Annotated in this window: 20 protein-coding genes and 1 tRNA gene; 17 read left to right on the plus strand and 4 right to left on the minus strand. The window is 72.1% G+C overall.

Annotated features, from left to right (window positions below; genetic code table 11):
- Positions 1-3: 3 nt before the first annotated feature.
- Positions 4-2,382: an SCO7613 C-terminal domain-containing membrane protein gene (locus ACFZDA_RS29145; protein ID WP_391087163.1), complete on the minus strand. Its 2,379-nt coding sequence runs from the start codon at positions 2,380-2,382 to the stop codon at positions 4-6.
- A gap of 96 nt (positions 2,383-2,478) precedes the next feature.
- Here ACFZDA_RS29145 and ACFZDA_RS29150 point away from each other — a divergent pair, with 96 nt between their 5' ends.
- On the plus strand, positions 2,479-2,925 hold the full coding sequence (locus tag ACFZDA_RS29150) for an SRPBCC family protein (protein ID WP_391087166.1): 447 nt from the start codon (positions 2,479-2,481) through the stop codon (positions 2,923-2,925).
- A gap of 39 nt (positions 2,926-2,964) precedes the next feature.
- Positions 2,965-3,036: transfer RNA gene (locus tag ACFZDA_RS29155), tRNA-Val, on the plus strand.
- Between the two features lie 57 nt (positions 3,037-3,093).
- On the opposite strand, the gene ACFZDA_RS29160 is transcribed toward ACFZDA_RS29155, so the two are convergent.
- Complete coding sequence (locus ACFZDA_RS29160) at positions 3,094-3,822, minus strand: exonuclease domain-containing protein (RefSeq protein ID WP_391087261.1); 729 nt, start codon at positions 3,820-3,822, stop codon at positions 3,094-3,096.
- Between the two features lie 168 nt (positions 3,823-3,990).
- On the opposite strand from ACFZDA_RS29160, the gene ACFZDA_RS29165 reads away from it, so the two are divergent.
- The 4 genes from ACFZDA_RS29165 to ACFZDA_RS29180 all read left to right on the plus strand — a co-directional run bounded on the left by ACFZDA_RS29165 (position 3,991) and on the right by ACFZDA_RS29180 (position 8,509).
- Positions 3,991-4,557 carry a DUF4365 domain-containing protein gene (locus tag ACFZDA_RS29165; RefSeq protein ID WP_391087169.1) on the plus strand — a complete coding sequence of 189 codons (567 nt, stop codon included), beginning with the start codon at positions 3,991-3,993 and terminating at the stop codon, positions 4,555-4,557.
- A complete protein-coding gene (locus tag ACFZDA_RS29170; protein ID WP_391087172.1) occupies positions 4,554-5,789 on the plus strand; it encodes a hypothetical protein in 1,236 nt (411 codons plus the stop codon). The genes ACFZDA_RS29165 and ACFZDA_RS29170 overlap by 4 nt, the downstream gene beginning before the upstream one ends.
- A 93-nt stretch (positions 5,790-5,882) precedes the next feature.
- Positions 5,883-7,859, plus strand: a complete 1,977-nt coding sequence (thrS, locus tag ACFZDA_RS29175) for a threonine--tRNA ligase (protein ID WP_391087175.1) — start codon at positions 5,883-5,885, stop codon at positions 7,857-7,859.
- 89 nt (positions 7,860-7,948) lie between these two features.
- Positions 7,949-8,509, plus strand: a complete 561-nt coding sequence (locus tag ACFZDA_RS29180; RefSeq protein ID WP_391087178.1) for an HIT domain-containing protein — start codon at positions 7,949-7,951, stop codon at positions 8,507-8,509.
- A 3-nt stretch (positions 8,510-8,512) separates the two neighbouring features.
- Here ACFZDA_RS29180 and ACFZDA_RS29185 read toward each other — a convergent pair whose 3' ends face one another.
- Entirely contained in the window at positions 8,513-10,180 is a 1,668-nt protein-coding gene (locus ACFZDA_RS29185; RefSeq protein WP_391087180.1) for a hypothetical protein, read from the minus strand.
- A gap of 171 nt (positions 10,181-10,351) precedes the next feature.
- The gene (locus ACFZDA_RS29190) at positions 10,352-12,550 is read right to left on the minus strand and encodes an elongation factor G-like protein EF-G2 (RefSeq protein ID WP_391087183.1); all 2,199 of its coding nucleotides are present in this window, start codon (positions 12,548-12,550) and stop codon (positions 10,352-10,354) included.
- 215 nt (positions 12,551-12,765) lie between these two features.
- On the opposite strand from ACFZDA_RS29190, the gene pgsA reads away from it, so the two are divergent.
- From pgsA to yajC, 11 genes are all read left to right on the plus strand, one after another.
- On the plus strand, positions 12,766-13,536 hold the full coding sequence (pgsA, locus tag ACFZDA_RS29195) for a phosphatidylinositol phosphate synthase (RefSeq protein WP_391087262.1): 771 nt from the start codon (positions 12,766-12,768) through the stop codon (positions 13,534-13,536).
- Positions 13,533-14,441, plus strand: coding sequence for a phosphatidylinositol mannoside acyltransferase (locus ACFZDA_RS29200; RefSeq protein ID WP_391087186.1), 909 nt, complete (start codon positions 13,533-13,535; stop codon positions 14,439-14,441). Before pgsA ends, ACFZDA_RS29200 begins: the two co-directional genes overlap by 4 nt.
- Entirely contained in the window at positions 14,438-15,601 is a 1,164-nt protein-coding gene (locus ACFZDA_RS29205) for a glycosyltransferase (protein ID WP_391087188.1), read from the plus strand. The genes ACFZDA_RS29200 and ACFZDA_RS29205 overlap by 4 nt, the downstream gene beginning before the upstream one ends.
- 44 nt (positions 15,602-15,645) lie before the next feature.
- Positions 15,646-16,188: a hypothetical protein gene (locus tag ACFZDA_RS29210; RefSeq protein ID WP_391087191.1), complete on the plus strand. Its 543-nt coding sequence runs from the start codon at positions 15,646-15,648 to the stop codon at positions 16,186-16,188.
- 144 nt (positions 16,189-16,332) lie between these two features.
- A complete protein-coding gene (pdxS, locus tag ACFZDA_RS29215) occupies positions 16,333-17,244 on the plus strand; it encodes a pyridoxal 5'-phosphate synthase lyase subunit PdxS (RefSeq protein ID WP_086561762.1) in 912 nt (303 codons plus the stop codon).
- Between the two features lie 4 nt (positions 17,245-17,248).
- Positions 17,249-17,854 (plus strand): pyridoxal 5'-phosphate synthase glutaminase subunit PdxT, encoded by a 606-nt coding sequence (gene pdxT / locus ACFZDA_RS29220; protein ID WP_391087195.1) that lies wholly within the window; start codon positions 17,249-17,251, stop codon positions 17,852-17,854.
- Positions 17,855-17,902: 48 nt separating this feature from the next.
- Complete coding sequence (locus ACFZDA_RS29225; RefSeq protein WP_030243687.1) at positions 17,903-18,655, plus strand: YebC/PmpR family DNA-binding transcriptional regulator; 753 nt, start codon at positions 17,903-17,905, stop codon at positions 18,653-18,655.
- A 115-nt stretch (positions 18,656-18,770) separates the two neighbouring features.
- A complete protein-coding gene (gene ruvC / locus ACFZDA_RS29230; RefSeq protein WP_391087198.1) occupies positions 18,771-19,301 on the plus strand; it encodes a crossover junction endodeoxyribonuclease RuvC in 531 nt (176 codons plus the stop codon).
- Entirely contained in the window at positions 19,298-19,903 is a 606-nt protein-coding gene (gene ruvA / locus ACFZDA_RS29235) for a Holliday junction branch migration protein RuvA (protein ID WP_391087201.1), read from the plus strand. Before ruvC ends, ruvA begins: the two co-directional genes overlap by 4 nt.
- A 28-nt stretch (positions 19,904-19,931) precedes the next feature.
- Complete coding sequence (ruvB, locus tag ACFZDA_RS29240) at positions 19,932-21,002, plus strand: Holliday junction branch migration DNA helicase RuvB (protein WP_391087204.1); 1,071 nt, start codon at positions 19,932-19,934, stop codon at positions 21,000-21,002.
- A gap of 185 nt (positions 21,003-21,187) precedes the next feature.
- Positions 21,188-21,685: a preprotein translocase subunit YajC gene (gene yajC / locus ACFZDA_RS29245; RefSeq protein WP_391087207.1), complete on the plus strand. Its 498-nt coding sequence runs from the start codon at positions 21,188-21,190 to the stop codon at positions 21,683-21,685.
- Positions 21,686-21,854: the final 169 nt, after the last annotated feature.

Below are 21,854 nucleotides of genomic sequence, written 5' to 3' on the forward strand. Positions count from 1 at the left end.
CGGTCAGTTCATCCTCCCCAGGACCTCCCGCACCCGCCGGACGTCCCGGATCCGCTGCTCGTACGTCGCCCCGAGGGCGAGCAGCAGGAGTCCGGCGAGGGCGGGAGGCGCCCAGCGGGGGAGCGCGCCGGTCACCTGCACGACGTACGGGGCGAGTTCGTGCAGCGTGACCAGGGCGAGCGCCGAGCCGCCCAGCACCAGCGGCGCCTGGAGGCGATGCCGGGCACCCAGCAGGGTGACCAGCAGGGCCGCCGTGCCCAGCAGCAACGGCCGCGTCCAGTGCGGGTCGGCCCAGACCGCGGCGAGGCTCGGCAGGAGCGTGGCGGCGAGTCCGGGGCCGTACGCCGTCCAGGAGGAGGCCCGCGGGTCGCGCCGCCTGCGCAGGGCGCCGACGAGCAGCGCCGGAACGGTCACCGGGAGCGTGTACGCCTCCGGTGTGCCGACCTCCCACGCGGCCAGGCGCACCCAGGCGGCCAGCACGAACAGGGCGGTGGCCGCGTACCCGACGGGGCGGCGGTCCGGACGCAGCGCCGTGCCCGCCGTGATGACGCCGCACAACGCCAGCACCAGCGCGAGCAGCGGCGGGTCGGTGACCGTCAGGCCCACGGCCAGCAGGCCGGCGGCGGCCCCCACGGCCTCGACCGGCACCGTCGCCCGGGACGCGGTGAGACGCGGCGCGAGCAGGGCGGCGGCCACGGGAACGGCCAGGACCAGCAGGGCGGTCCGGGCCGGCGGCCAGTCGATGGCGGCACCCGTCGCCGAAGCGAGGGCGGCGGCGTGCACCAGGGCGGCCGGAGCCGTGACAGGGACGACGTCCGACCGCCACGAGGCCGCCGCGAACAGGGCCGTCAGCAGGGACAGCACCACGAGTGTCGCGGTCTCGGAGGCCAGGGAGACCAAAGTCAGGTCGACGGCCGTGACCAGGGCCAGGACGAGGGCTGTCATCCGCACGCCGGACGCCGTGGTCCGGCCCAGGTACAGCGCGGCCGCCGTCATGACTCCCAGGACCGCCATCCCCGCCGGGTAGGCAACCGCGAGAATCGCCGGGAACAGCAGCGCCGTGGCCCACAGCAGGCCCAGCGCACCGAACCGGACGCGTGATCGCCACTGCTCCGCACGGACCACCAGCGCGAGCACCGACGCGACCACCAGCAGCACCACGGGAGCCGTCGCCGCGTCCGGCGGCCAGGGCGCCTCCACGGTGACCGCCGCCCGGGCGTCCGACGGCGCACCGCTCCACACCCGGCCCATCCATCCGGCCGGACCCAGCAACATCAAGGCGACGACGGGCAGTGTCCACAGCAGAGCCAGCGCCTGCACGGCGGCGGAGGCCCAGAGGAAACCGTGCCGCACCGCGTTCGGCAGTCGTACCGCCGGGAGCACCGTCAACAGGGCGACACCGAGGGCCAGATGAGCCGGCACCACCCACTCCGACGGGACCACGGTGCGCGTCACTCCGCCCAGCGCGGCGACGGTGAGCAGCCCGGAGGCGATCGTGAGGCCAAGGGCGTGCGTGGCTCCCTGGCCGCGCCAGGCCGCTGCCAGGGCGATCCCCGCCGCGAGCAGCAGCAGCGCCCCCGCCCGGGCGGCAGCCCCCGGGCCGTCGGCCGTCACGCACAGCCAGCCGGCGACGAGGACACCCCAGCCGCCCGCGCCGTACGCGCCGACGACCGCGCAGCTCCGCACGGAAGCGGTCGGCACCCGCAGCGCCACCACCGTGTCCAGTCCGGCCGTCACCAGCAGCGCGGCGCCGATCGCATACGGGTCCGCGCCGGCGGACAGCGTCCACAGCAGCAGCGGGAACTGGGCCGCCGCCAGGGCGACGGGCAGGGGCAGCCGCAGCGCGGCCGTGGCCGGCAGCAGACCGTACGCCGCCCAGAGCACGGCCAGCACCGCCGTGGCGGCCGCCGCGTACCCGGTCCCGTCCGTCCCGGCGAGGGCCGCCTCGTGCAGCGCGTAGGCGTCCAGGACGGTCAGGGCCAGCCCGAGCCCCGCCACCGACTCGGCCGTCGACCGCAGCCCCCGCCTCAGCAGCACCGCGGGCACCGCGAGCGCGGCCAGCGTGACCGCGCCGAGCACCAGCGCCCGCCCGGTGATCCCCATGTGCCCCCAGCTGACCAGCGTGAACACCGCCGCGGCGAGAGTGAGCAGCACACCGCCGAGCACCAGGAGGACGTTCTGCACGCTGGGCGCGGCGGTCTCCGGGCGGGGCGGTGCGGCGGACGGCGGCTGTGCCTGGGCGCCGGCCTGCTGCCGCGTCGGGTGCAGGGTCGCGACCAGCCAGGCGCGGCGGGCCAGCAACTGGGTGCGTCGGGACTCCAGTTGCCACAGCTCGGCATCGAGGAGCCGCAACTCCTCGGCCGGGGGCGGAAGGTGCGTCATGACCGGCAGTGTGGTCCGCGTCACCCCCTACGGCATGAGTGCGGATACTCAGCCGCGTACTCATACCTCCCCGCCGGGAGTGGGCAGACTGCGGTCATGGACTGGAACCACTACCGCTTCCGCACTCTGTGGAGCCTGCCCGCGCCGCCCGACGCCGTGTACGCGACGCTGGAACGCGCCGAGGACTACCCCCGGTGGTGGCGCCAGGTCCGGGAGGTGACCCGGCTCGACGACACCACGGGGGTGGTCCGGATCCGCTCGTTCCTGCCGTACGACATGACCGTCACGGCGCGGGAGGTGCGACGTGACCCCGCGGCCGGCGTGCTGGAGATCGCCCTGTCCGGTGACATGGAGGGCTGGGCGTGCTGGACGCTCACACCGGAAGGGGCGAGGACCCTCGTGCGGTACGACCAGGTCGTCGACGTCCGCAAGCCGCTGCTGCGGCGGCTCGCCCTGCCGTGCCGGCCCGTCTTCCGCGCCAATCACCGGCTGATGATGCGCGCGGGAGCCCGCGGACTGGCCAGGCAGCTCCAAGCGGTTTGAAGGAAACGTGCCGGGGCCTGTATGGTTCAGTGCGTTCCCGGGCGATTAGCTCAGTGGGAGAGCGCTTCGTTCACACCGAAGAGGTCACTGGTTCGAACCCAGTATCGCCCACCGGAAACAGCCGGTCCGTCGCAGACGGACCGGTTTTCTCATGCCCGCACCGGGTGCTCAGGCCGCCGCAGGCAGGTCCGGGCGCAGCGGCCAGGCCGGGTCGACCGCTTCCTCCACGCCGCTGCGCGCGAACCACGCCTGGAGCCCCCGGGCCTGCGCCGCGTGCCACACCGCCTGGAGCGTGTGCAGCTCGCCGGGGGCGAGGCGCTCCAGCCGCGACGCGAAACGGCGCCCCACCGCCCGGGTGACCTCCAGCGCCGCCACGGCGTCGGCCGCCGCGTCATGCGCGCCCTCCAGGTCGACGCCGTAGTGCGCGCACAGATCGGTCAGGGTGCGGCGGCCCTTGCGGTAGCGGTCCAGGTGCTTGTCCAGGACCCTCGGGTCGAGCACCAAAAGCGGCGCCGACTCGAACCAGCGGCTCAGGGCCGAGGCACGATGGCGGCGCAACTCCCGGTCGAACAGGGTCAGATCGAACGGCGCGTTCATCACCACGAGCGGGCGGCCGACCTGCGCCTGCTCGGCGAGCGCCTCCGCTATCTCGAACATCACGGGCGCCGGCCACCGGCCGTTGCGCTGCAGATGTTCCTCCGTCAGCCCGTGCACCGCCGTCGCCCCGGCCGGCACCGGAACCCCCGGGTTCACCAGCCAGCGGCTGACCCGCGGCCGGATGCCCGGGGCGTCCTGGACGACGACGGCGGCCGACACGATGCGGTCGGTCTCGACGTCCACGCCCGTCGTCTCCGTGTCGAAGGCGGCCAGTGGCCCTTCGTACCAGCACGTCGTCATAGCCAAACAACCCCTCGTTCACCCTCGGCAGTTGACGTACCGTCCGCTGCCCGATCCGGTGATACCCGGCCTGTTTGCGCCGTACGCCGGACGGAGACAACAGGAGTACGGGTCCTGTCAGTTCAACGGCCCGCACGGGGACTCAACTGTTCCGGAAGGCTGTTGGCCATGGCCATAGCGCAGCCCGAACGGGGCGGGCTGCTGCCCGAGCGCACGGCTCCCTCTCGCGGCACTCTCGCCACCACCGCCTGCATGGAGACGCTGCAGGTCGGCTATCTGCACGCCGTAGCGGCGGCCGCCGGCTGCTCGCTCTCCCAGCCTTTTCCCGACAACGGCATCGACTGGCACGTCAGCCACAGCGCCCCCGGGCACACCGTCGACGACGAGGTGACCATCAAGGTGCAGCTCAAGGCCACGTACCAGGTGCCGCCCGACCCGCCGGGCCGCACCTTCGCCTTCACGCTCGACAACGACCACCTGGCGAAGCTCGCCCGCACCCCCGTGTCGGTGCACAAGATCCTCGTGGTGATGCTGGTGCCGCGCTCCCAGGACGACTGGCTGCGCGCCGGCCACGACCGGCTCGACCTCAGGCACTGCTGCTACTGGACCAACCTCGCCGGCCAGCCGATCACCGGCCGCCGCCGCACCACCGTGCGGATACCGACTTCACGCATCTTCGACGACCGGGCGCTGTGCGAGATCATGACGCGGGTCGGGACGGGAGGGACACCGTGACGCACCGCCCGACCGAGGAGCCATGGAGGCCCGTGCGGCCCCACCCCGTCGACACCGCCTTCAGCGGCGCCCCGCCCCAGCCCGCGGACATCGACCCGGCCGTGCTCGGCGCCCTGCTCCGCCGGCACGGCTGGCGACGGCGCGGCGGCGCCCCGGGACGCTACGGCCGCTGGACCCCGCCCGGCCCCGGCGGCACCGGCACCAGCCTCCTCGTGCCCGAGAGCCGCGCCTTCCCCGACAGCGACGACCTGCTCGGCGAGGCCCTGCTCGCCTTGTCCCGCAGCGCCTCGCCCTCCGCCCGCGAGGTTCTGCTCTCCCTCGCCGTCCCCAGCGACGAGATCCGCTGGTGGCAGGACGTCCCCGCCGGGCCCGCCGGCGCCGCGCCCTGGACCGCCGAGGACCGGCTGCGCACCGCCGCCCGCCGGATGCTGCTCGCGGCGGCGCTCGCCACCCGCGCCCGGGCCGGCTACCACGGCGCCCGGCACCGCCGCTCCGCCGCCGCCCTGCTGGACCACGTCCTCGTCGGCTCCGCCACGGCCGGCCGGCTCACCGCCTTCGTGCCCGTCGCAGACGGCCGCCCCCTCGCCGTCCGCCTCCACCAGGCCCTGTACGCCGCCCGTGAGGCCATCGACTACCAGCGCGCCACCGGCGGCATGGACGCCTTCGACGCCGCGGTCGAGGCGGGGGTGAGCCACGAGCTCACCGAGGCCCTGGTCGCTCTCGTCCGGGGCACGGAGGGCGCCCGGATCGCCGTCGAGTGGGCCCCGGCCGCCGGTGTGCCCGAGGGCTGCGCGCCCTCGGCCGAGCCCGTCGAGTTCTCACCCGGCGACCTGCCCGTGCTGCGCGAGGCGGGCGCCCGCTACCTGCGCGAGGAACCCGCCGTACCGGTGCGGATCACCGGAGCGGTGACACGGATGCGCAGGTCGGGGCCGCGCGGCGAGGGCACCGTACGGCTGCGCGTGCTGGCCGGCGCCGACGTACCGAACGTTCGGATCACCCTCGACGAGGAGGGATACCGGATCGCCGGGCACGCCCACCTGGTCGGGCTGCCGGTGCGGGTCCAGGGGCGGCTGGAGAGCCGGGGCGGCTTCCGTCGCCTGACCGGCGCCCACGGCGTCGTACCGGTGCAGGTCGACGACGCCGAGCGGGACCGCCTCATGAAGGCGCTGCAGGAGAACGCGGGGATGGCGGCCTTCTTCGAGGAGGCCTGCGGAGGGGACTGCGGGGACTGATTTCGCGGTGGACGGTCCGGGGTCGGTACGATCCATACTCGTGCGCGCGCTCCGGTATGGCGCCGCGACCCCACCTTCAGTCAGGAGAGACCGGTGTCAGACGTCCGTGTGATCATCCAGCGCGATTCCGAGCGGGAAGAACGCGTGGTGACGACGGGCACTACGGCCGCCGAGCTCTTCGCCGGCGAGCGCTCGGTCATCGCCGCGCGCGTGGGCGGCGAGCTCAAGGACCTGTCGTACGCCCTGACCGAGGGCGACGAGGTCGAGGGCGTCGAGATCTCCTCCGAGGACGGCCTGAACATCCTGCGCCACTCCACCGCGCACGTCATGGCGCAGGCCGTGCAGGAGCTCTTCCCCGAGGCCAAGCTCGGCATCGGCCCGCCCGTCAAGGACGGCTTCTACTACGACTTCGACGTCGAGAAGCCGTTCACGCCCGAGGATCTCAAGGCCATCGAGAAGAAGATGCAGGAGATCCAGAAGCGGGGGCAGAAGTTCGCCCGCCGCGTGGTCACCGACGAGGCCGCCCGCGAGGAGCTGGCCGGTGAGCCCTACAAGCTGGAGCTGATCGGCCTCAAGGGCTCCGCCTCCTCCGACGACGGCGCGGACGTCGAGGTCGGCGCCGGTGAGCTGACGATCTACGACAACCTGGACGCCAAGACCGGCGAGCTGTGCTGGAAGGACCTCTGCCGCGGTCCCCACCTGCCGTCGACGCGCGCGATCCCGGCGTTCAAGCTGATGCGCAACGCGGCCGCCTACTGGCGCGGCAGCGAGAAGAACCCCATGCTGCAGCGCATCTACGGCACCGCCTGGCCGACCAAGGACGAGCTGAAGGCGCACCTGGAGTTCCTCGCCGAGGCCGAGAAGCGCGACCACCGCAAGCTCGGCAGCGAGCTCGACCTGTTCTCCATCCCGGAGCAGATCGGCTCCGGCCTCGCCGTCTTCCACCCCCGGGGCGGCATCATCCGCCGGGTCATGGAGGACTACTCGCGCCGCCGCCACGAGGAGGAGGGCTACGAGTTCGTCTACACCCCGCACGCGACGAAGGGGAAGCTCTTCGAGACCTCGGGCCACCTGGACTGGTACGCCGACGGTATGTACCCGCCCATGCAGCTCGACGAGGGCGTGGACTACTACCTCAAGCCCATGAACTGCCCGATGCACAACCTGATCTTCGACGCGCGCGGGCGCTCCTACCGTGAGCTGCCGCTGCGCCTGTTCGAGTTCGGGACGGTGTACCGGTACGAGAAGTCGGGCGTCGTGCACGGCCTGACCCGGGCCCGTGGCTTCACCCAGGACGACGCGCACATCTACTGCACGCGCGAGCAGATGTCGGAGGAGCTCGACAAGACGCTCACCTTCGTCCTGAACCTGCTGCGCGACTACGGCCTCACCGACTTCTACCTGGAGCTGTCCACCAAGGACCCGGAGAAGTTCGTCGGCTCGGACGAGGCCTGGGAGGAGGCGACCGAAACCCTCCGCCAGGTCGCCGAGAAGCAGGGCCTGCCGCTGGTCCCGGACCCGGGCGGTGCCGCCTTCTACGGCCCGAAGATCTCCGTCCAGACCAAGGACGCCATCGGCCGCACCTGGCAGATGTCGACCATCCAGCTCGACTTCAACCTGCCGGAGCGCTTCGACCTGGAGTACACGGCCGCGGACGGTTCCAAGACCCGCCCGGTCATGATCCACCGCGCCCTGTTCGGCTCGATCGAGCGCTTCTTCGCGGTGCTCCTGGAGCACTACGCGGGCGCCTTCCCGGCGTGGCTGGCCCCGGTCCAGGCGGTCGGCATCCCGATCGGCGACGCGCACGTCGAGTACCTGGAGAAGTTCGCGGCGGCGGCCCGGACGAAGGGTCTGCGCGTCGAGGTGGACTCCTCGTCCGACCGGATGCAGAAGAAGATCCGCAACGCCCAGAAGCAGAAGGTGCCGTTCATGGTCATCGCGGGCGACGAGGACATGTCCCACGGGTCCGTGTCCTTCCGCTACCGCGACGGCTCCCAGGAGAACGGCATCCCGTTCGACGAGGCCATCGCGAAGATCCTCAAAGTCGTCGAGGAGCGCGCCCAGGTCTGACGGCACGGCGCGACCAGACCGCTTGCGAACCGCGTACGGGCCCCCGGGAGATCCCGGGGGCCTTTGCCGTACCCCCAGGTCGACGCCATATGCTGCACTGCATGACGAGTGAGCCGGAGCAGCAGCAGGGAGTGGGGACGCAGGACGCGTTCCAGCGTCTGTGGACGCCCCACCGGATGGCCTACATCCAGGGTGAGAACAAGCCGACCGGCCCGGGCGCCGGCGACGGCTGCCCCTTCTGCTCCATCCCGGCCAAGTCCGACGAGGACGGGCTGGTCGTCAGGCGCGGCGAGCAGGTCTACGCGGTGCTCAACCTGTACCCGTACAACGGCGGGCACCTGATGACCGTGCCCTACCGGCACGTCGCCGACTACACCGACCTCACGGCGGGGGAGACGGCCGAGCTCGGCGAACTCACCAAGCAGGCGATGACGGCCCTGCGCACGGCGTCGGGCGCCCACGGCTTCAACATCGGCATGAACCAGGGCTCGGTCGCCGGCGCGGGCATCGCGGCGCACCTGCACCAGCACATCGTGCCGCGGTGGGGCGGCGACACGAACTTCATGCCGGTGGTGGGACATACGCGGGTACTGCCGCAACTGCTGGCGGACACACGGAAGATGCTGGCGGAGGCCTGGCCTACGGTTTAGCGACTAGGCGTCGTACACATCCGCCTTCTTCGGCGAAGCCTCCTGCACCGCCCCGCTGAGCGCCGCAGACCTGGAACCGAACTTCTCCACGTCCACCCCGTTCTCCCGCAGCACCTTCAGCGCCGCCGCATGCACCACCCGCAGCACCGGCGTCGCGGCCCGCAGCGCATCGTCCGCCATGAACCGGTGCCGCCACGGCTGATCCGCCCACGCGTGCCGCAGACCGAACGGCTCGGGCAGCGTCAGGCTCCCGCCCAGCCAGTTCAGCAGCGGCGGGTACCAGGTCAGCGGGGCACGCGCGGCCAGCCGCACCACCTCGTCGGCGTCGATCAGCGGCATCTTCACGGTGCGGGTCTCCCAGAACCGGAGAGCCTTCTGCACCGTTTTCTCCTTGGCCGCGGGCTTCTCGTTGAACAGGGAATTGACCGGCCCCAGCGCGTGCCCGGTGACCTCGATGCGCAGCGTTTCGTGCAGCACCGTCACCGTGATCAGCATCGTGATGACCAGGTGGCCGTCCCACAGGGTCCACTGGACGCCGAGATAGTGCCGGTCGCCGCTGCCGAACTGCTGCTTGTTGCAGATGTCCTGTATGGCGTGCGTCCGCACCGTGTACGCGTCGACGTCCGCGCCGCTCGGCCGGGACACCTCCGTCGCCTTCTCGCCGATCGGTGTCACGATCCAGTGCGTGATGGACGGCTTGGTGAAGCCACCGGTGTTGATGGACGTGCGCTCCAGCATGCCCAGGCCGCCCTGGATCGCCACGATGACGTCCCAACTGCGGAAGGGGTGGAAGTCCTTGCCCGGCTCGGCGGACACCAGCTCCTCGGCCAGCTGCCAGCTGCCCCACCGCGTGCCCATGCCGAGTATGCCCTTGGGGCCGGCGTAGAACACCGAGTTGGACCGCTGCTCGGCGCCCAGGCGCGCCAGCTCCTTGCGGACCTGCTCGGCCGCGTCGCCGGGGTTGCCCGGCACCGCCTCGGGGATCTTGGCGCCCACACCGCCGCCCGACAGCAGGCTCGACCAGCGCTCCCTGAGGTCCCGGGCCGTCCGCTCGCAGATCTGCTTGGCCCAGAACCAGCCGACGACCGGCATGACGACCGCCGCGCGCCCGTACAGGGCCCAGAATCCCTCGAACGGCATGCGGATCAGGAACAGCGCGGCGAGCGCGGCCACGGCGACCAGCAGGGTGGTGGCGAGGGCGCCGGCCCGCTTGTCCTCGCGCTTGGCCATGGTGGTGCGCAGCGTGAACACCAGCAGCCACACGAGGAAGCCCGGCAGGAAGAGCACCCCGCAGATCACCGTGATCGCCGACAGCCAGTTGTCGCGGTCGCGGCGGATGCGGTGGGCCGCCAGGCAGTGCTCCACGACGACCTGGGGCTCGATCCCGAAGGACTGGATGACCGGCTTGCGCCCGGCGCCCAGCATGCGGTCGATGACGGCGCGGGAGAAGGCCTCGCCGAAGTTGGGGCGGAAGATCTTCGCCCAGGAGCGCGGAGGGGTCACCTTCGACTGGTGCCACTCGTTGTCGGCCTTGAGGATCGTGGTGACCTCGTCGTCCCGGTACGCCGCGGCGGCCAGCGCGTAGGTCGCCGCGGTCTGGCCGCTCGCACCCGCCAGAGGCACCTGGGCCCCTGGGCTGAAGTCGAATCCGTCCGTCACTGCCGCCCCCATCGCTGCCGCTTCCGCATGAAGCGGCCTTCCCGAGTTCCGCGCTCCGCACACCTGTTGATCAGGTCATCAGCGTATCCGCAGACACCGACATCCGTCGGCGGGCGGTCCTGGAAACCGCCCGCCTGTGCGGAAGGAGCCCCACCAGGGCCACTTGGCCCTCTCAGGCCCCAACTAGGAGGCTTTGCGCTCCTCTTCACGGATCCGGTCAGCTACCTGCTGCGGCATCGGCTCGTGCCGGGCGTACCGGCGGCTGAAGCGGGCCGTGCCGTGCGTCATCGACCGCAGGTCGATCGCGTACCGGCCGATCTCGATCTCGGGTACCTCGGCCCGGATCAGGGTGCGCCCGCCGGGTGTCTGCTCGGTGCCGAGCACCCGGCCGCGCCGCCCCGACAGGTCGCTCATCACGGCGCCCACGAAGTCGTCGCCGAGCAGCACCGACACCTCGGCCACCGGCTCCAGCAGATGGATCCTCGCGTCGGTCGCGGCCTCCCGCAGCGCGAGCGCCCCGGCCGTCTGGAACGCGGCGTCGGAGGAGTCCACCGAGTGCGCCTTGCCGTCCAGGAGGGTCACGCGCACGTCGATGAGCGGATACCCGGCGGCGACTCCCTTGGCGGCCTGGGCGCGTACGCCCTTCTCCACCGAAGGGATGAACTGCCGGGGCACCGCGCCGCCGACGACCTTGTCCACGAACTCGATGCCGGAGCCGCCCGGCAGCGGCTCCACCTCGATCTCGCAGATCCCGAACTGCCCGTGCCCGCCGGACTGTTTGACGTGCCGGCCGCGCCCGGCCGCCTTGGCCGCGAACGTCTCGCGCAGGGACACCTTGTGCGGTACGACGTCGACCTGGACGCCGTAGCGGCTGCGCAGCCGCTCCAGGGCGACGTCCGCGTGCGCCTCGCCCAGGCACCACAGGACCACCTGGTGGGTGTCCTGGTTCTGTTCGAGCCGCATCGTCGGGTCCTCGGCCACCAGCCGGGCCAGACCCTGCGAGAGCTTGTCCTCGTCCGGTTTGCTGTGCGCCTGGATGGCCAGCGGCAGCAGCGGATCGGGCATCTGCCACGGCTCCATGAGCAGCGGGTCGTCCTTGGCGGACAGGGTGTCCCCGGTCTCGGCCCGGCTGAGCTTGGCCACGCACGCCAGGTCACCGGCGATCACGTGCGAGACCGGGCGCTGCTGTTTGCCGAACGGTGTGGACAGGGCGCCGATCCGCTCGTCGACGTCGTGGTCCTCGTGCCCCCGGTCGGCCAGACCGTGCCCGGAGACGTGGACCGTCTGGTCGGCGCGCAGGGTGCCGGAGAAGACGCGGATCAGCGACAGCCGGCCGACGTACGGGTCCGAGGAGGTCTTCACGACCTCCGCGACCAGCGGCGCGTCCGGGTCGCACGGCTTGAGCTCGCGCGGCTTGCCGTCGACCGTCGTCACCCGCAGCGTCTCGTGCTCCAGCGGCGTGGGGAAGCCCCGGGTGATCAGCTCCAGCAGCTCCACCGTGCCGAGCCCCTGCCGGGAGCCCTCGGCCGCGGGGGCGGCGGCCAGGACGGGGAAGAACACGCCGCGTGCGACGGCCCGCTCCAGGTCCTCGATCAGGGTCTTGACCTCGACCGGTTCCCCGCCGAGGTAGCGGTCCATCAGGGTCTCGTCCTCGCTCTCCGAGATGATCCCCTCGATCAGCCGGTTGCGGGCCTCCTCGATCAGCGGCAGCTGGTCCTCGCCCGGCTCGGACTCCTTGCGCTCGCCGGTCGAGTAGTCGAACAGCTTCTGCGACAACAGCCCGATCAGGCCGGTCACGGGAGCGTGCCCGTCCGGCGCCTGCGGCCCGTGCAGCGGCAGGTAGAGCGGCAGGACCGCGTCGGGGTCGTCCGCGCCGAAGGCCTCCGCGCAGATCCGGGTCATCTCCTCGAAGTCGGCGCGCGCCGCCTCCAGGTGGGTGACGACGATGGCCCGGGGCATGCCCACGGCCGCGCACTCCTCCCAGACCATGCGGGTCGAGCCGTCCACGCCGTCCGAGGCCGAGACGACGAAGAGGGCCGCGTCCGCCGCTCGCAGACCGGCCCTGAGCTCACCGACGAAGTCGGCGTATCCGGGGGTGTCGAGGAGATTGACCTTGATGCCGTCCCACTCGACGGGCACCAGGGAGAGCTGCACCGAGCGCTGCTGCCGGTGCTCGATCTCGTCGTAGTCGGAGACGGTGCCGCCGTCCTCCACACGGCCCGCCCGGTTCACTGCCCCCGCCGTGAGCGCGAGGGCCTCCACCAACGTGGTCTTGCCCGATCCGGAGTGGCCGACCAGCACCACATTCCGTACGGACTGGGGGTGGTCGGCCGCCTGTGCCCTGCCGGCGGCCCCAGGGTGTGTCTGTGCCTTGTCGCCCATGATCCTGCCTCCCGTGCACGGTGAGGTCACTGTGGGCGCGGACACGCGGGATCCGCGTGCGGTGCGGCTCCGGCGACGCCCGCGGTTATTCGACCTTCCCACTCCCGTCACGGTGCGTCCATACGAAGGACGTGATCGCGACCCGCCCCGCGCACCGGTGCGCCGTGACACGGGCCTCGGGTCCCGCCCGTCGCCCGCACGCGCGCGTGGCTACGATGGGCCAGCCGGTGGCCAGCAGGGGCCAGACGGCGACACCGACCCTCGGGAAGGCCATGCTGAACAAGTACGCGCGTGCATTCTTCACGCGTGTTCTCACACCGTTCGCCGCGTTTCTGATCCGGCGGGGCGTCAGCCCCGACACCGTCACCCTCCTCGGCACCGCCGGTGTGGTCGCGGGCGCGCTGGTCTTCTACCCCATGGGCGAGTTCTTCTGGGGCACGGTCGTGATCACGCTGTTCGTCTTCTCCGACCTGGTCGACGGCAACATGGCCCGCCAGCTCGGTCGCTCCAGCCGCTGGGGCGCCTTCCTGGACTCCACGCTCGACCGGGTCGCCGACGGCGCGATCTTCGGCGGCTTCATCCTCTGGTACGCGGGCGGGGGCGACGACCTCGTCCTGTGCGCCGTCTCGATCTTCTGCCTGGCCAGCGGCCAGGTGGTGTCGTACACCAAGGCCCGCGGCGAGTCGATCGGCCTGCCGGTCGCCGTCAACGGGCTGGTCGAGCGGGCCGAGCGACTGGTGATCTCCCTGGTCGCGGCCGGGCTGGCGGGTCTGCACAAGTTCGGCGTGCCCGGCATCCAGTACCTGCTGCCTGTCGCCCTGTGGATCGTCGCCGTGGGCAGTCTCGTCACGCTGATCCAGCGGGTCGTCACGGTCCGCCGCGAGTCCGCGGAGGCCGAGGCCGCGGCCGCCGCGCAGGACGACGCCCCGCAGGACAATGAGGGCAAGCAGCACAACGCCTCCCACGGGAGCGAGGCGGCCACGTGAGCGCACAGGACCGGCTGACGGACGCGCTGTACGGACTGGGCTGGAGCACCGTCAAGAAGCTCCCCGAGCCGGTCGCCGTACGGCTCGGGAACACCATCGCCGACCTCGCCTGGAAGCAGCGAGGCAAGGGCGTACAGCGGCTGGAGAGCAACTACGCGCGCGTGGTGCCCGGCGCGGGCCCCGAGCGCCTCGCCGAACTCTCACGCGCGGGCATGCGGTCCTACCTGCGCTACTGGATGGAGTCCTTCCGCCTCCCCGCCTGGAGCGCAAAGCGGATCAAGAACGGCTTCGACCCCAAGGACCTGCACCACCTGACCGAGGGCCTGGCCGCCGGCAAGGGCGTCGTGCTCGCCCTGCCCCACCTGGCCAACTGGGACCTCGCGGGCGCCTGGGTCACCACGACCCTGGGCATCCCGTTCACGACGGTCGCCGAGCGCCTGAAGCCGGAGACGCTCTACGACCGGTTCGTCGCCTACCGCGAGGGGCTCGGCATGGAGGTGCTGCCGCACAGCGGCGGCACGGCCTTCGGCACCCTGGCCCGGCGGCTGCGCGACGGCGGCCTGGTCTGCCTGGTCGCCGACCGCGACCTGTCCGCCTCAGGCGTCGAGGTCGGCTTCTTCGGCGACACGGCGAGGATGCCGGCCGGACCGGCCCTGCTCGCCCAGCAGACGGGCGCCCAACTGCTCCCCGTCACCCTCTGGTACGACGACTCGCCCGTGATGCGCGGCCGGGTCCACCCGCCCGTCGAGGTGCCCGAGTCGGGCACGCGCGCCGAGAAGACGTCCGTCATGACCCAAGCGCTGGCCGACGCCTTCGCCGCGGGAATCGCCGACCACCCGGAGGACTGGCACATGCTGCAGCGCCTGTGGCTCGCGGACCTCGACCCTGCGAAGGGACCACAGTGAGGATCGGCATCGTCTGCCCGTACTCCTGGGACGTACCGGGCGGCGTCCAGTTCCACATCCGGGACCTGGCCGAGTACTTCATCCGGCTGGGCCACGAGGTGTCCGTCCTCGCCCCGGCCGACGACGACACCCCCCTGCCGCCGTACGTCGTCTCGGCCGGCCGCGCGGTGCCGGTGCCGTACAACGGCTCGGTGGCCCGGCTGAACTTCGGCTTCCTGAGCGCCGCCCGGGTGCGCCGCTGGCTGCACGAGGGCGCGTTCGACGTCATCCACATCCACGAACCGACCTCGCCGTCGCTGGGCCTGCTGACCTGCTGGGCCGCCCGCGGACCGATCGTCGCCACGTTCCACACCTCCAACCCGCGCTCCCGGGCCATGATCGCCGCGTACTCCATCCTCCAGGCCGCCCTGGAGAAGATCAGCGCGCGGATCGCGGTGAGCGAGTACGCCCGCCGCACGCTGGTGGAGCACCTCGGCGGGGACGCGGTGGTGATCCCGAACGGCGTCGACGTCGACTTCTTCGCCAAGGCCCATCCCAAGGCCGAGTGGCAGGGCGACACGATCGGCTTCATAGGGCGCATCGACGAGCCCCGCAAGGGCCTGCCGGTGCTGATGAAGGCCTTGCCGAAGATCCTCGCCGCCCGCCCGCGGACCCGGCTGCTGGTCGCCGGGCGCGGTGACGAGGAGGAGGCGGTGGAGTCACTGCCGGCCGAGCTGCGCTCCCGCGTCGAGTTCCTCGGCATGGTCAGCGACGAGGACAAGGCCCGCTTCCTGCGCAGCGTCGACCTGTACGTCGCCCCCAACACCGGCGGCGAGAGCTTCGGGATCATCCTGGTCGAGGCCATGTCCGCCGGAGCCCCCGTCCTCGCCTCCGACCTGGACGCCTTCGCCCAGGTCCTGGACCGGGGCGAGGCCGGGGAGCTGTTCCCCAACGAGGACGCCGACGCCCTGGCCGACGCGGCCGTACGCCTGCTGGGCGACCCGGCCCGCCGCGCGGAACTGCGCGAGCGGGGCAGCGCCCATGTGCGCCGCTTCGACTGGGCCACCGTCGGCGCGGACATCCTGTCCGTCTACGAGACGGTGACGGCGGGCGCGGCGGCGGTGGCCGAGGACGAGCGGACGAGCGGCCTGTGGGGTCGGCTCGGCCTGGCCCGGGACTGACCGGGCACCCGGCCGCCTGAGCAGGCACCGGTAGCCTCTGGGCCGTGACCGCAACCCTCATCTGGATCCTCGTCGCCCTCGTGGTGATCGGCCTGTACCTGAGCTGGACGGCCGGGCGGCTCGACCGGCTGCACGCGCGCATCGACGCGGCCCGCGCCGCACTCGACGCACAGTTGCTGCGCCGCGCCTCCGTCGCCCAGGAACTGGCCACCTCGGGGGTGCTCGACCCGGCCGCCTCGATCGTCCTCTACGAGGCCGCGCACGCCGCCCGGCAGGCGCAGGAGGAGCAGCGGGAGGTCGCCGAGAGCGAGCTGAGCCAGGCGCTGCGGGCCGTGTTCGGCGAGGTCCAGCAGGTGGAGGCGGTGCGGGAGGCGCCCGGGGGCGAGGAGGCCGCCGAGGAGCTCGCACAGGCCGTGCGGCGCGTCCCGATGGCCCGCCGCTTCCACAACGACGCCGTACGGGCCGCCCGTGCCCTGCGCCGGCACCGCAAGGTCCGCTGGTTCCGCCTGGCGGGCCACGCCCCGTTCCCCCTGGCCTTCGAAATGGACGACGAGCCTCCGGCGGCCCTGGCGGACCGGGCCGCCTGAGCCCCCGTTCACGCCCCGTTCCCCGGCCGTCCCCGGGCCGTCTCCGGAAAAGGATCCACAGCGTTCCCATTGGCCCTTGCTGTGGCCTGGTCCCCTCACGTTTCCTCGGTGCTGCAGAATCCCCTCTCCGTAGCGAGGTCACCCGTGTCCACCACGTCCCCCAACTCCCAGGCCCCCGAGACCGGCACCGCCCGTGTGAAGCGCGGTATGGCCGAGCAGCTCAAGGGCGGCGTCATCATGGACGTCGTCACGCCGGAGCAGGCGAAGATCGCCGAGGACGCGGGCGCCGTCGCCGTCATGGCCCTGGAGCGGGTCCCGGCCGACATCCGCAAGGACGGCGGCGTGGCCCGGATGTCCGACCCGGACATGATCGAGGGCATCATCGACGCCGTCTCGATCCCGGTGATGGCCAAGTCCCGCATCGGTCACTTCGTCGAGGCCCAGGTGCTGCAGTCCCTCGGCGTCGACTACATCGACGAGTCCGAGGTCCTCACCCCGGCCGACGAGGTCAACCACTCCGACAAGTGGGCCTTCACCACGCCGTTCGTCTGTGGCGCCACCAACCTGGGCGAGGCCCTGCGCCGCATCGCCGAGGGGGCCGCGATGATCCGCTCCAAGGGCGAGGCCGGCACCGGCAACGTCGTCGAGGCCGTGCGGCACCTGCGCCAGATCAAGAACGAGATCGCCCGCCTGCGCGGCTTCGACAACAACGAGCTGTACGCCGCCGCCAAGGAGCTGCGCGCCCCCTACGAGCTCGTGCGCGAGGTCGCCGAACTCGGCAAGCTCCCGGTCGTGCTGTTCTCCGCCGGCGGTGTCGCCACCCCGGCCGACGCGGCCCTGATGCGCCAGCTCGGCGCCGAGGGCGTCTTCGTGGGCTCCGGCATCTTCAAGTCGGGCGACCCGGCCAAGCGCGCCGCCGCCATCGTCAAGGCCACCACCTTCTACGACGACCCGAAGATCATCGCGGACGCGTCCCGCAACCTCGGCGAGGCCATGGTCGGCATCAACTGCGACACCCTCCCCGAGACCGAGCGCTACGCCAACCGCGGCTGGTAACCCCATGAGCACTCCTGTCATAGGCGTCCTGGCCCTCCAGGGCGACGTACGGGAGCACCTCGTCGCCCTGGCCGCGGCCGATGCCGTGGCCAGGCCGGTGCGGCGCCCCGAAGAACTCGCCGAGGCCGACGGCCTCGTCATCCCCGGCGGCGAGTCCACCACCATCTCCAAGCTGGCGGTGCTGTTCGGCCTGATGGACCCGCTCCGCGCGCGCGTGCGGGACGGCATGCCCGTCTACGGCACCTGCGCCGGCATGATCATGCTCGCCGACAAGATCCTCGACCCGCGCTCGGGCCAGGAGACCGTCGGCGGCATCGACATGATCGTGCGCCGCAACGCCTTCGGCCGGCAGAACGAGTCCTTCGAGGCGGCCGTCGACGTCAAGGGCGTCGAGGGCGAGCCGGTGGAGGGCGTCTTCATCCGCGCCCCCTGGGTCGAGTCCGTCGGCGCCCGGGCCGAGGTGCTCGCCGAGCACGACGGCCACATCGTCGCCGTCCGCCAGGGCAACGCTCTGGCCACGTCGTTCCACCCGGAACTGACCGGAGACCACCGCGTGCACGCCCTGTTCGTCGACATGGTGCGCGCGAACCGGACGGCCGAGTCCTTGTAGGATTCCTGCGTTCATTGCTGAGATGGGTTACGCGAAGGAGACAGGCAGATGTCCGGCCACTCTAAATGGGCCACGACGAAGCACAAGAAGGCCGTCATCGATGCCAAGCGCGGCAAGCTCTTCGCGAAGCTGATCAAGAACATCGAGGTGGCGGCCCGGATGGGCGGCGCCGACCCCGAAGGCAACCCGACGCTCTACGACGCCATCCAGAAGGCGAAGAAGTCGTCGGTCCCCAACAAGAACATCGACTCCGCGGTCAAGCGCGGCGCGGGCCTGGAGGCCGGCGGCGCCGACTACGAGACGATCATGTACGAGGGCTACGGTCCGAACGGTGTCGCCGTGCTCATCGAGTGCCTCACCGACAACCGCAACCGCGCCGCCTCCGAAGTCCGTGTCGCCATGACCCGCAACGGCGGCTCCATGGCCGACCCGGGCTCGGTGTCGTACCTGTTCAACCGCAAGGGCGTCGTCATCGTCCCCAAGGGCGAGCTGACCGAGGACGACGTGCTGACCGCCGTGCTGGACGCGGGCGCCGAGGAGGTCAACGACCTCGGCGAGAGCTTCGAGGTCCTCAGCGAGGCCACCGACCTGGTCGCGGTCCGCACCGCCCTCCAGGACGCCGGGATCGACTACGACTCCGCCGACGCCAACTTCGTCCCGACCATGCAGGTCGAGCTGGACGAGGAGGGCGCCAAGAAGATCTTCAAGCTGATCGACGCGCTGGAGGACAGCGACGACGTGCAGAACGTCTTCGCCAACTTCGACGTCAGCGACGAGGTCATGGAGAAGGTCGGCGCGTAACGCCGCCGCGGGCTCCGCGCAGCCCAACGGGCCGACGGGACACACCCCGTCGGCCCGTCGCGTTGTCGGTGGCACCCGATAGCCTGCGGGAACAGGCGATCGAGAGGGAGGGCGCGTGCGCGTTCTGGGGGTGGACCCGGGCCTGACCCGGTGCGGTGTCGGCGTGGTCGAGGGCGTCGCCGGACGGCCGCTCACCATGATCGGCGTCGGCGTCGTCCGCACACCGGCGGACGCGGACCTCGGCCACCGCCTCGTCGCCATCGAACAGGGCATCGAACAGTGGCTGGACGAGCACCGGCCGGAATGCGTCGCCGTCGAGCGCGTCTTCAGCCAGCACAACGTCCGTACGGTGATGGGCACCGCCCAGGCCAGCGCCGTCGCCCTGCTGTGCGCCTCCCGTCGCGGCATCCCCGTGGCGCTGCACACGCCGAGCGAGGTCAAGGCCGCCGTCACCGGCAGCGGCCGGGCCGACAAGGCCCAGGTGGGCGCCATGGTGACCCGCCTGCTCCGCCTCAGCGCACCTCCCAAACCCGCCGACGCGGCCGACGCCCTCGCCCTCGCCATCTGCCACATCTGGCGCGCCCCCGCGCAGAACCGACTCCAGCAGGCCGTCGCCCTGCACACATCGAAAGGCCGTACGGCATGATCGCCTTCGTGAGCGGCACCGTCGCCGCGCTCGCCCCCGACGCCGCGGTCGTCGAGGTCGGCGGCGTCGGCATGGCCGTCCAGTGCACGCCGAACACACTGTCCACGCTGCGCACGGGCCGGCCCGCCAAGCTGCACACCTCCCTGGTCGTACGGGAGGACTCACTGACCCTGTACGGCTTCGCGGAGGACGACGAGCGGCAGACCTTCGAGCTGCTCCAGACGGCCAGCGGCGTCGGCCCCCGGCTCGCCCAGGCCATGCTCGCCGTGCACAGCCCGGACGCCCTGCGCCGGGCCGTCGCCACCGCCGACGAGAAGGCGCTCACCGCCGTCCCCGGCATCGGCAAGAAGGGCGCCCAGAAGCTGCTGTTGGAGCTGAAGGACCGCCTCGGTGAGCCGGTCGGCGCCCCCGCCGTGGGCACGGCCGTCAGCGCGGGCTGGCGCGACCAGCTGCACGCCGCCCTGATCGGCCTCGGCTACGCGACCCGGGAGGCCGACGAGGCCGTGACCGCCGTCGCCCCGCAGGCCGAGGCCGCCGAGGGCACGCCCCAGGTGGGACAGCTGCTGAAGGCGGCCCTGCAGACCCTCAACCGCGCCCGATGATCCGCACCGAGATTCCGAGGCACACTCCATGAACTGGGACGACACGACCGACGCCGATGCCGCCGAGCGGCTCGTCGGTGCGTCCGCCGACCGTGAGGACCAGGCCGTCGAGGCCGCCCTGCGCCCCAAGGACCTGGGCGAGTTCATCGGTCAGGAGAAGGTCCGCGAGCAGCTCGACCTCGTCCTGCGCGCCGCACGCGCGCGAGGCGCCACCGCCGACCACGTGCTGCTCTCCGGCGCCCCCGGCCTCGGCAAGACCACCCTGTCGATGATCATCGCGGCCGAGATGGGCGCCCCCATCCGCATCACGTCGGGCCCCGCCATCCAGCACGCCGGAGACCTCGCCGCGATCCTCTCCTCCCTCCAGGAGGGCGAGGTCCTCTTCCTCGACGAGATCCACCGCATGTCCCGGCCCGCCGAGGAGATGCTCTACATGGCGATGGAGGACTTCCGCGTCGACGTCATCGTCGGCAAGGGCCCGGGCGCCACCGCCATCCCGCTGGAGCTGCCCCCCTTCACCCTGGTCGGCGCCACCACGCGCGCGGGCCTGCTGCCGCCCCCGCTGCGCGACCGCTTCGGCTTCACCGCCCACATGGAGTTCTACGAACCGGCCGAACTGGAGCGGGTCATCCACCGCTCCGCGGACCTCCTCGAAGTCGAGATCGAGCCGGACGGCGCCGCCGAGATCGCCGGCCGCTCCCGCGGCACGCCCCGCATCGCCAACCGCCTGCTGCGCCGCGTCCGGGACTACGCGCAGGTCAAGGCCGACGGCCTGATCACCAGGGACATCGCGGCGGCCGCACTCGCCGTCTACGAGGTGGACGCCCGCGGCCTCGACCGCCTCGACCGGGGCGTGCTGGAAGCCCTGCTCAAGCTGTTCGGCGGCGGCCCCGTCGGCCTGTCCACCCTCGCGGTCGCGGTGGGGGAGGAGCGTGAGACCGTGGAGGAGGTCGCCGAGCCCTTCCTGGTACGGGAGGGCCTGCTGGCCCGCACCCCGCGCGGCCGGGTCGCCACCCCCGCCGCATGGGCGCATCTCGGCCTCACACCGCCCCGCTCCCAGGCCGCCGGAAACGGACAACAGGACCTGTTCGGGGCGTGACGACGCCGTCACCGCTCCGGGACGGCGAGGCCAGTGGCCGGAGCAGGAACCCCGGTGCCATGCTGAGCGTTGTTCCATGCGCGCGGACTCGCTTAGACTCCGCCGATGCCGCCTTTGTCGGCGGCGTACACACCCCCAACCATCTGGCCGCTCACAGCGCGGTCGTGTGAAGGAAGTACCGACCCGTGAGTCTCCTGACCCTCCTCCCGTTCATCGTGCTCATCGGGGCCATGTTCCTGATGACCCGATCGGCCAAGAAGAAGCAGCAGCAGGCCGTGGAGATGCGGAACCAAATGCAGCCCGGCAGCGGCGTCCGCACCATCGGGGGCATGTACGCCACCGTCAAGGAGGTGAACGAGGACACCGTCCTGGTCGACGCCGGTCCGGGCGTCGAGCTCCTCTTCGCCAAGAACTCGATCGGTGCCGTCCTCACCGACGACGAGTACAACCGCATCGTCCACGGCATCGAGCACGACCTGAAGTCCGACGCCGACCTCGTCCCGGACGACGCCTCCTCCCTCACCGAGACCGGCGACCCCGCCGCCGACGCCACCGCTGACGACAAGGCCGTCGACCTCGGCAAGAAGGACGCGGCCGACGAGCCGGCCGACGACGCCCCGGCCGGCGAGGCGAAGACGGACGAAGAGCCGAAGAAGACCGACGGCGACTCCGAGGCGAAGTAGTCGCGTCCCGGGGTGGGGGGGGCCCGCCCCCCCCCCCCCCCCCCCCCCCCCCCCCCCCCCCCCCCCCCCCCCCCCCGCCCCCCCCCCCCCCCCCCCCCCCCCCCGCCCCCGCCCGTGCCGCACAGGCGATCGGCGAGCAGGAGGAGCACGAGCGCTGCTCCCAGTTCCT

This window comes from Streptomyces sp. NPDC007991, assembly GCF_042958445.1.
Lineage (GTDB): Bacteria > Actinomycetota > Actinomycetes > Streptomycetales > Streptomycetaceae > Streptomyces.

Coding starts and splice junctions, on each gene's coding strand:
- ACFZDA_RS29145 (WP_391087163.1), bottom strand. CDS start 2,382: ATGACGCACCTTCCGCCCCCGGCCGAGGAGTTGCGGCTCCTCGATGCC.
- ACFZDA_RS29150 (WP_391087166.1), top strand. CDS start 2,479: ATGGACTGGAACCACTACCGCTTCCGCACTCTGTGGAGCCTGCCCGCG.
- ACFZDA_RS29160 (WP_391087261.1), bottom strand. CDS start 3,822: ATGACGACGTGCTGGTACGAAGGGCCACTGGCCGCCTTCGACACGGAG.
- ACFZDA_RS29165 (WP_391087169.1), top strand. CDS start 3,991: ATGGCCATAGCGCAGCCCGAACGGGGCGGGCTGCTGCCCGAGCGCACG.
- ACFZDA_RS29180 (WP_391087178.1), top strand. CDS start 7,949: ATGCTGCACTGCATGACGAGTGAGCCGGAGCAGCAGCAGGGAGTGGGG.
- ACFZDA_RS29185 (WP_391087180.1), bottom strand. CDS start 10,180: ATGGGGGCGGCAGTGACGGACGGATTCGACTTCAGCCCAGGGGCCCAG.
- ACFZDA_RS29190 (WP_391087183.1), bottom strand. CDS start 12,550: ATGGGCGACAAGGCACAGACACACCCTGGGGCCGCCGGCAGGGCACAG.
- pgsA (WP_391087262.1), top strand. CDS start 12,766: ATGGGCCAGCCGGTGGCCAGCAGGGGCCAGACGGCGACACCGACCCTC.
- pdxT (WP_391087195.1), top strand. CDS start 17,249: ATGAGCACTCCTGTCATAGGCGTCCTGGCCCTCCAGGGCGACGTACGG.
- ACFZDA_RS29225 (WP_030243687.1), top strand. CDS start 17,903: ATGTCCGGCCACTCTAAATGGGCCACGACGAAGCACAAGAAGGCCGTC.
- ruvA (WP_391087201.1), top strand. CDS start 19,298: ATGATCGCCTTCGTGAGCGGCACCGTCGCCGCGCTCGCCCCCGACGCC.
- ruvB (WP_391087204.1), top strand. CDS start 19,932: ATGAACTGGGACGACACGACCGACGCCGATGCCGCCGAGCGGCTCGTC.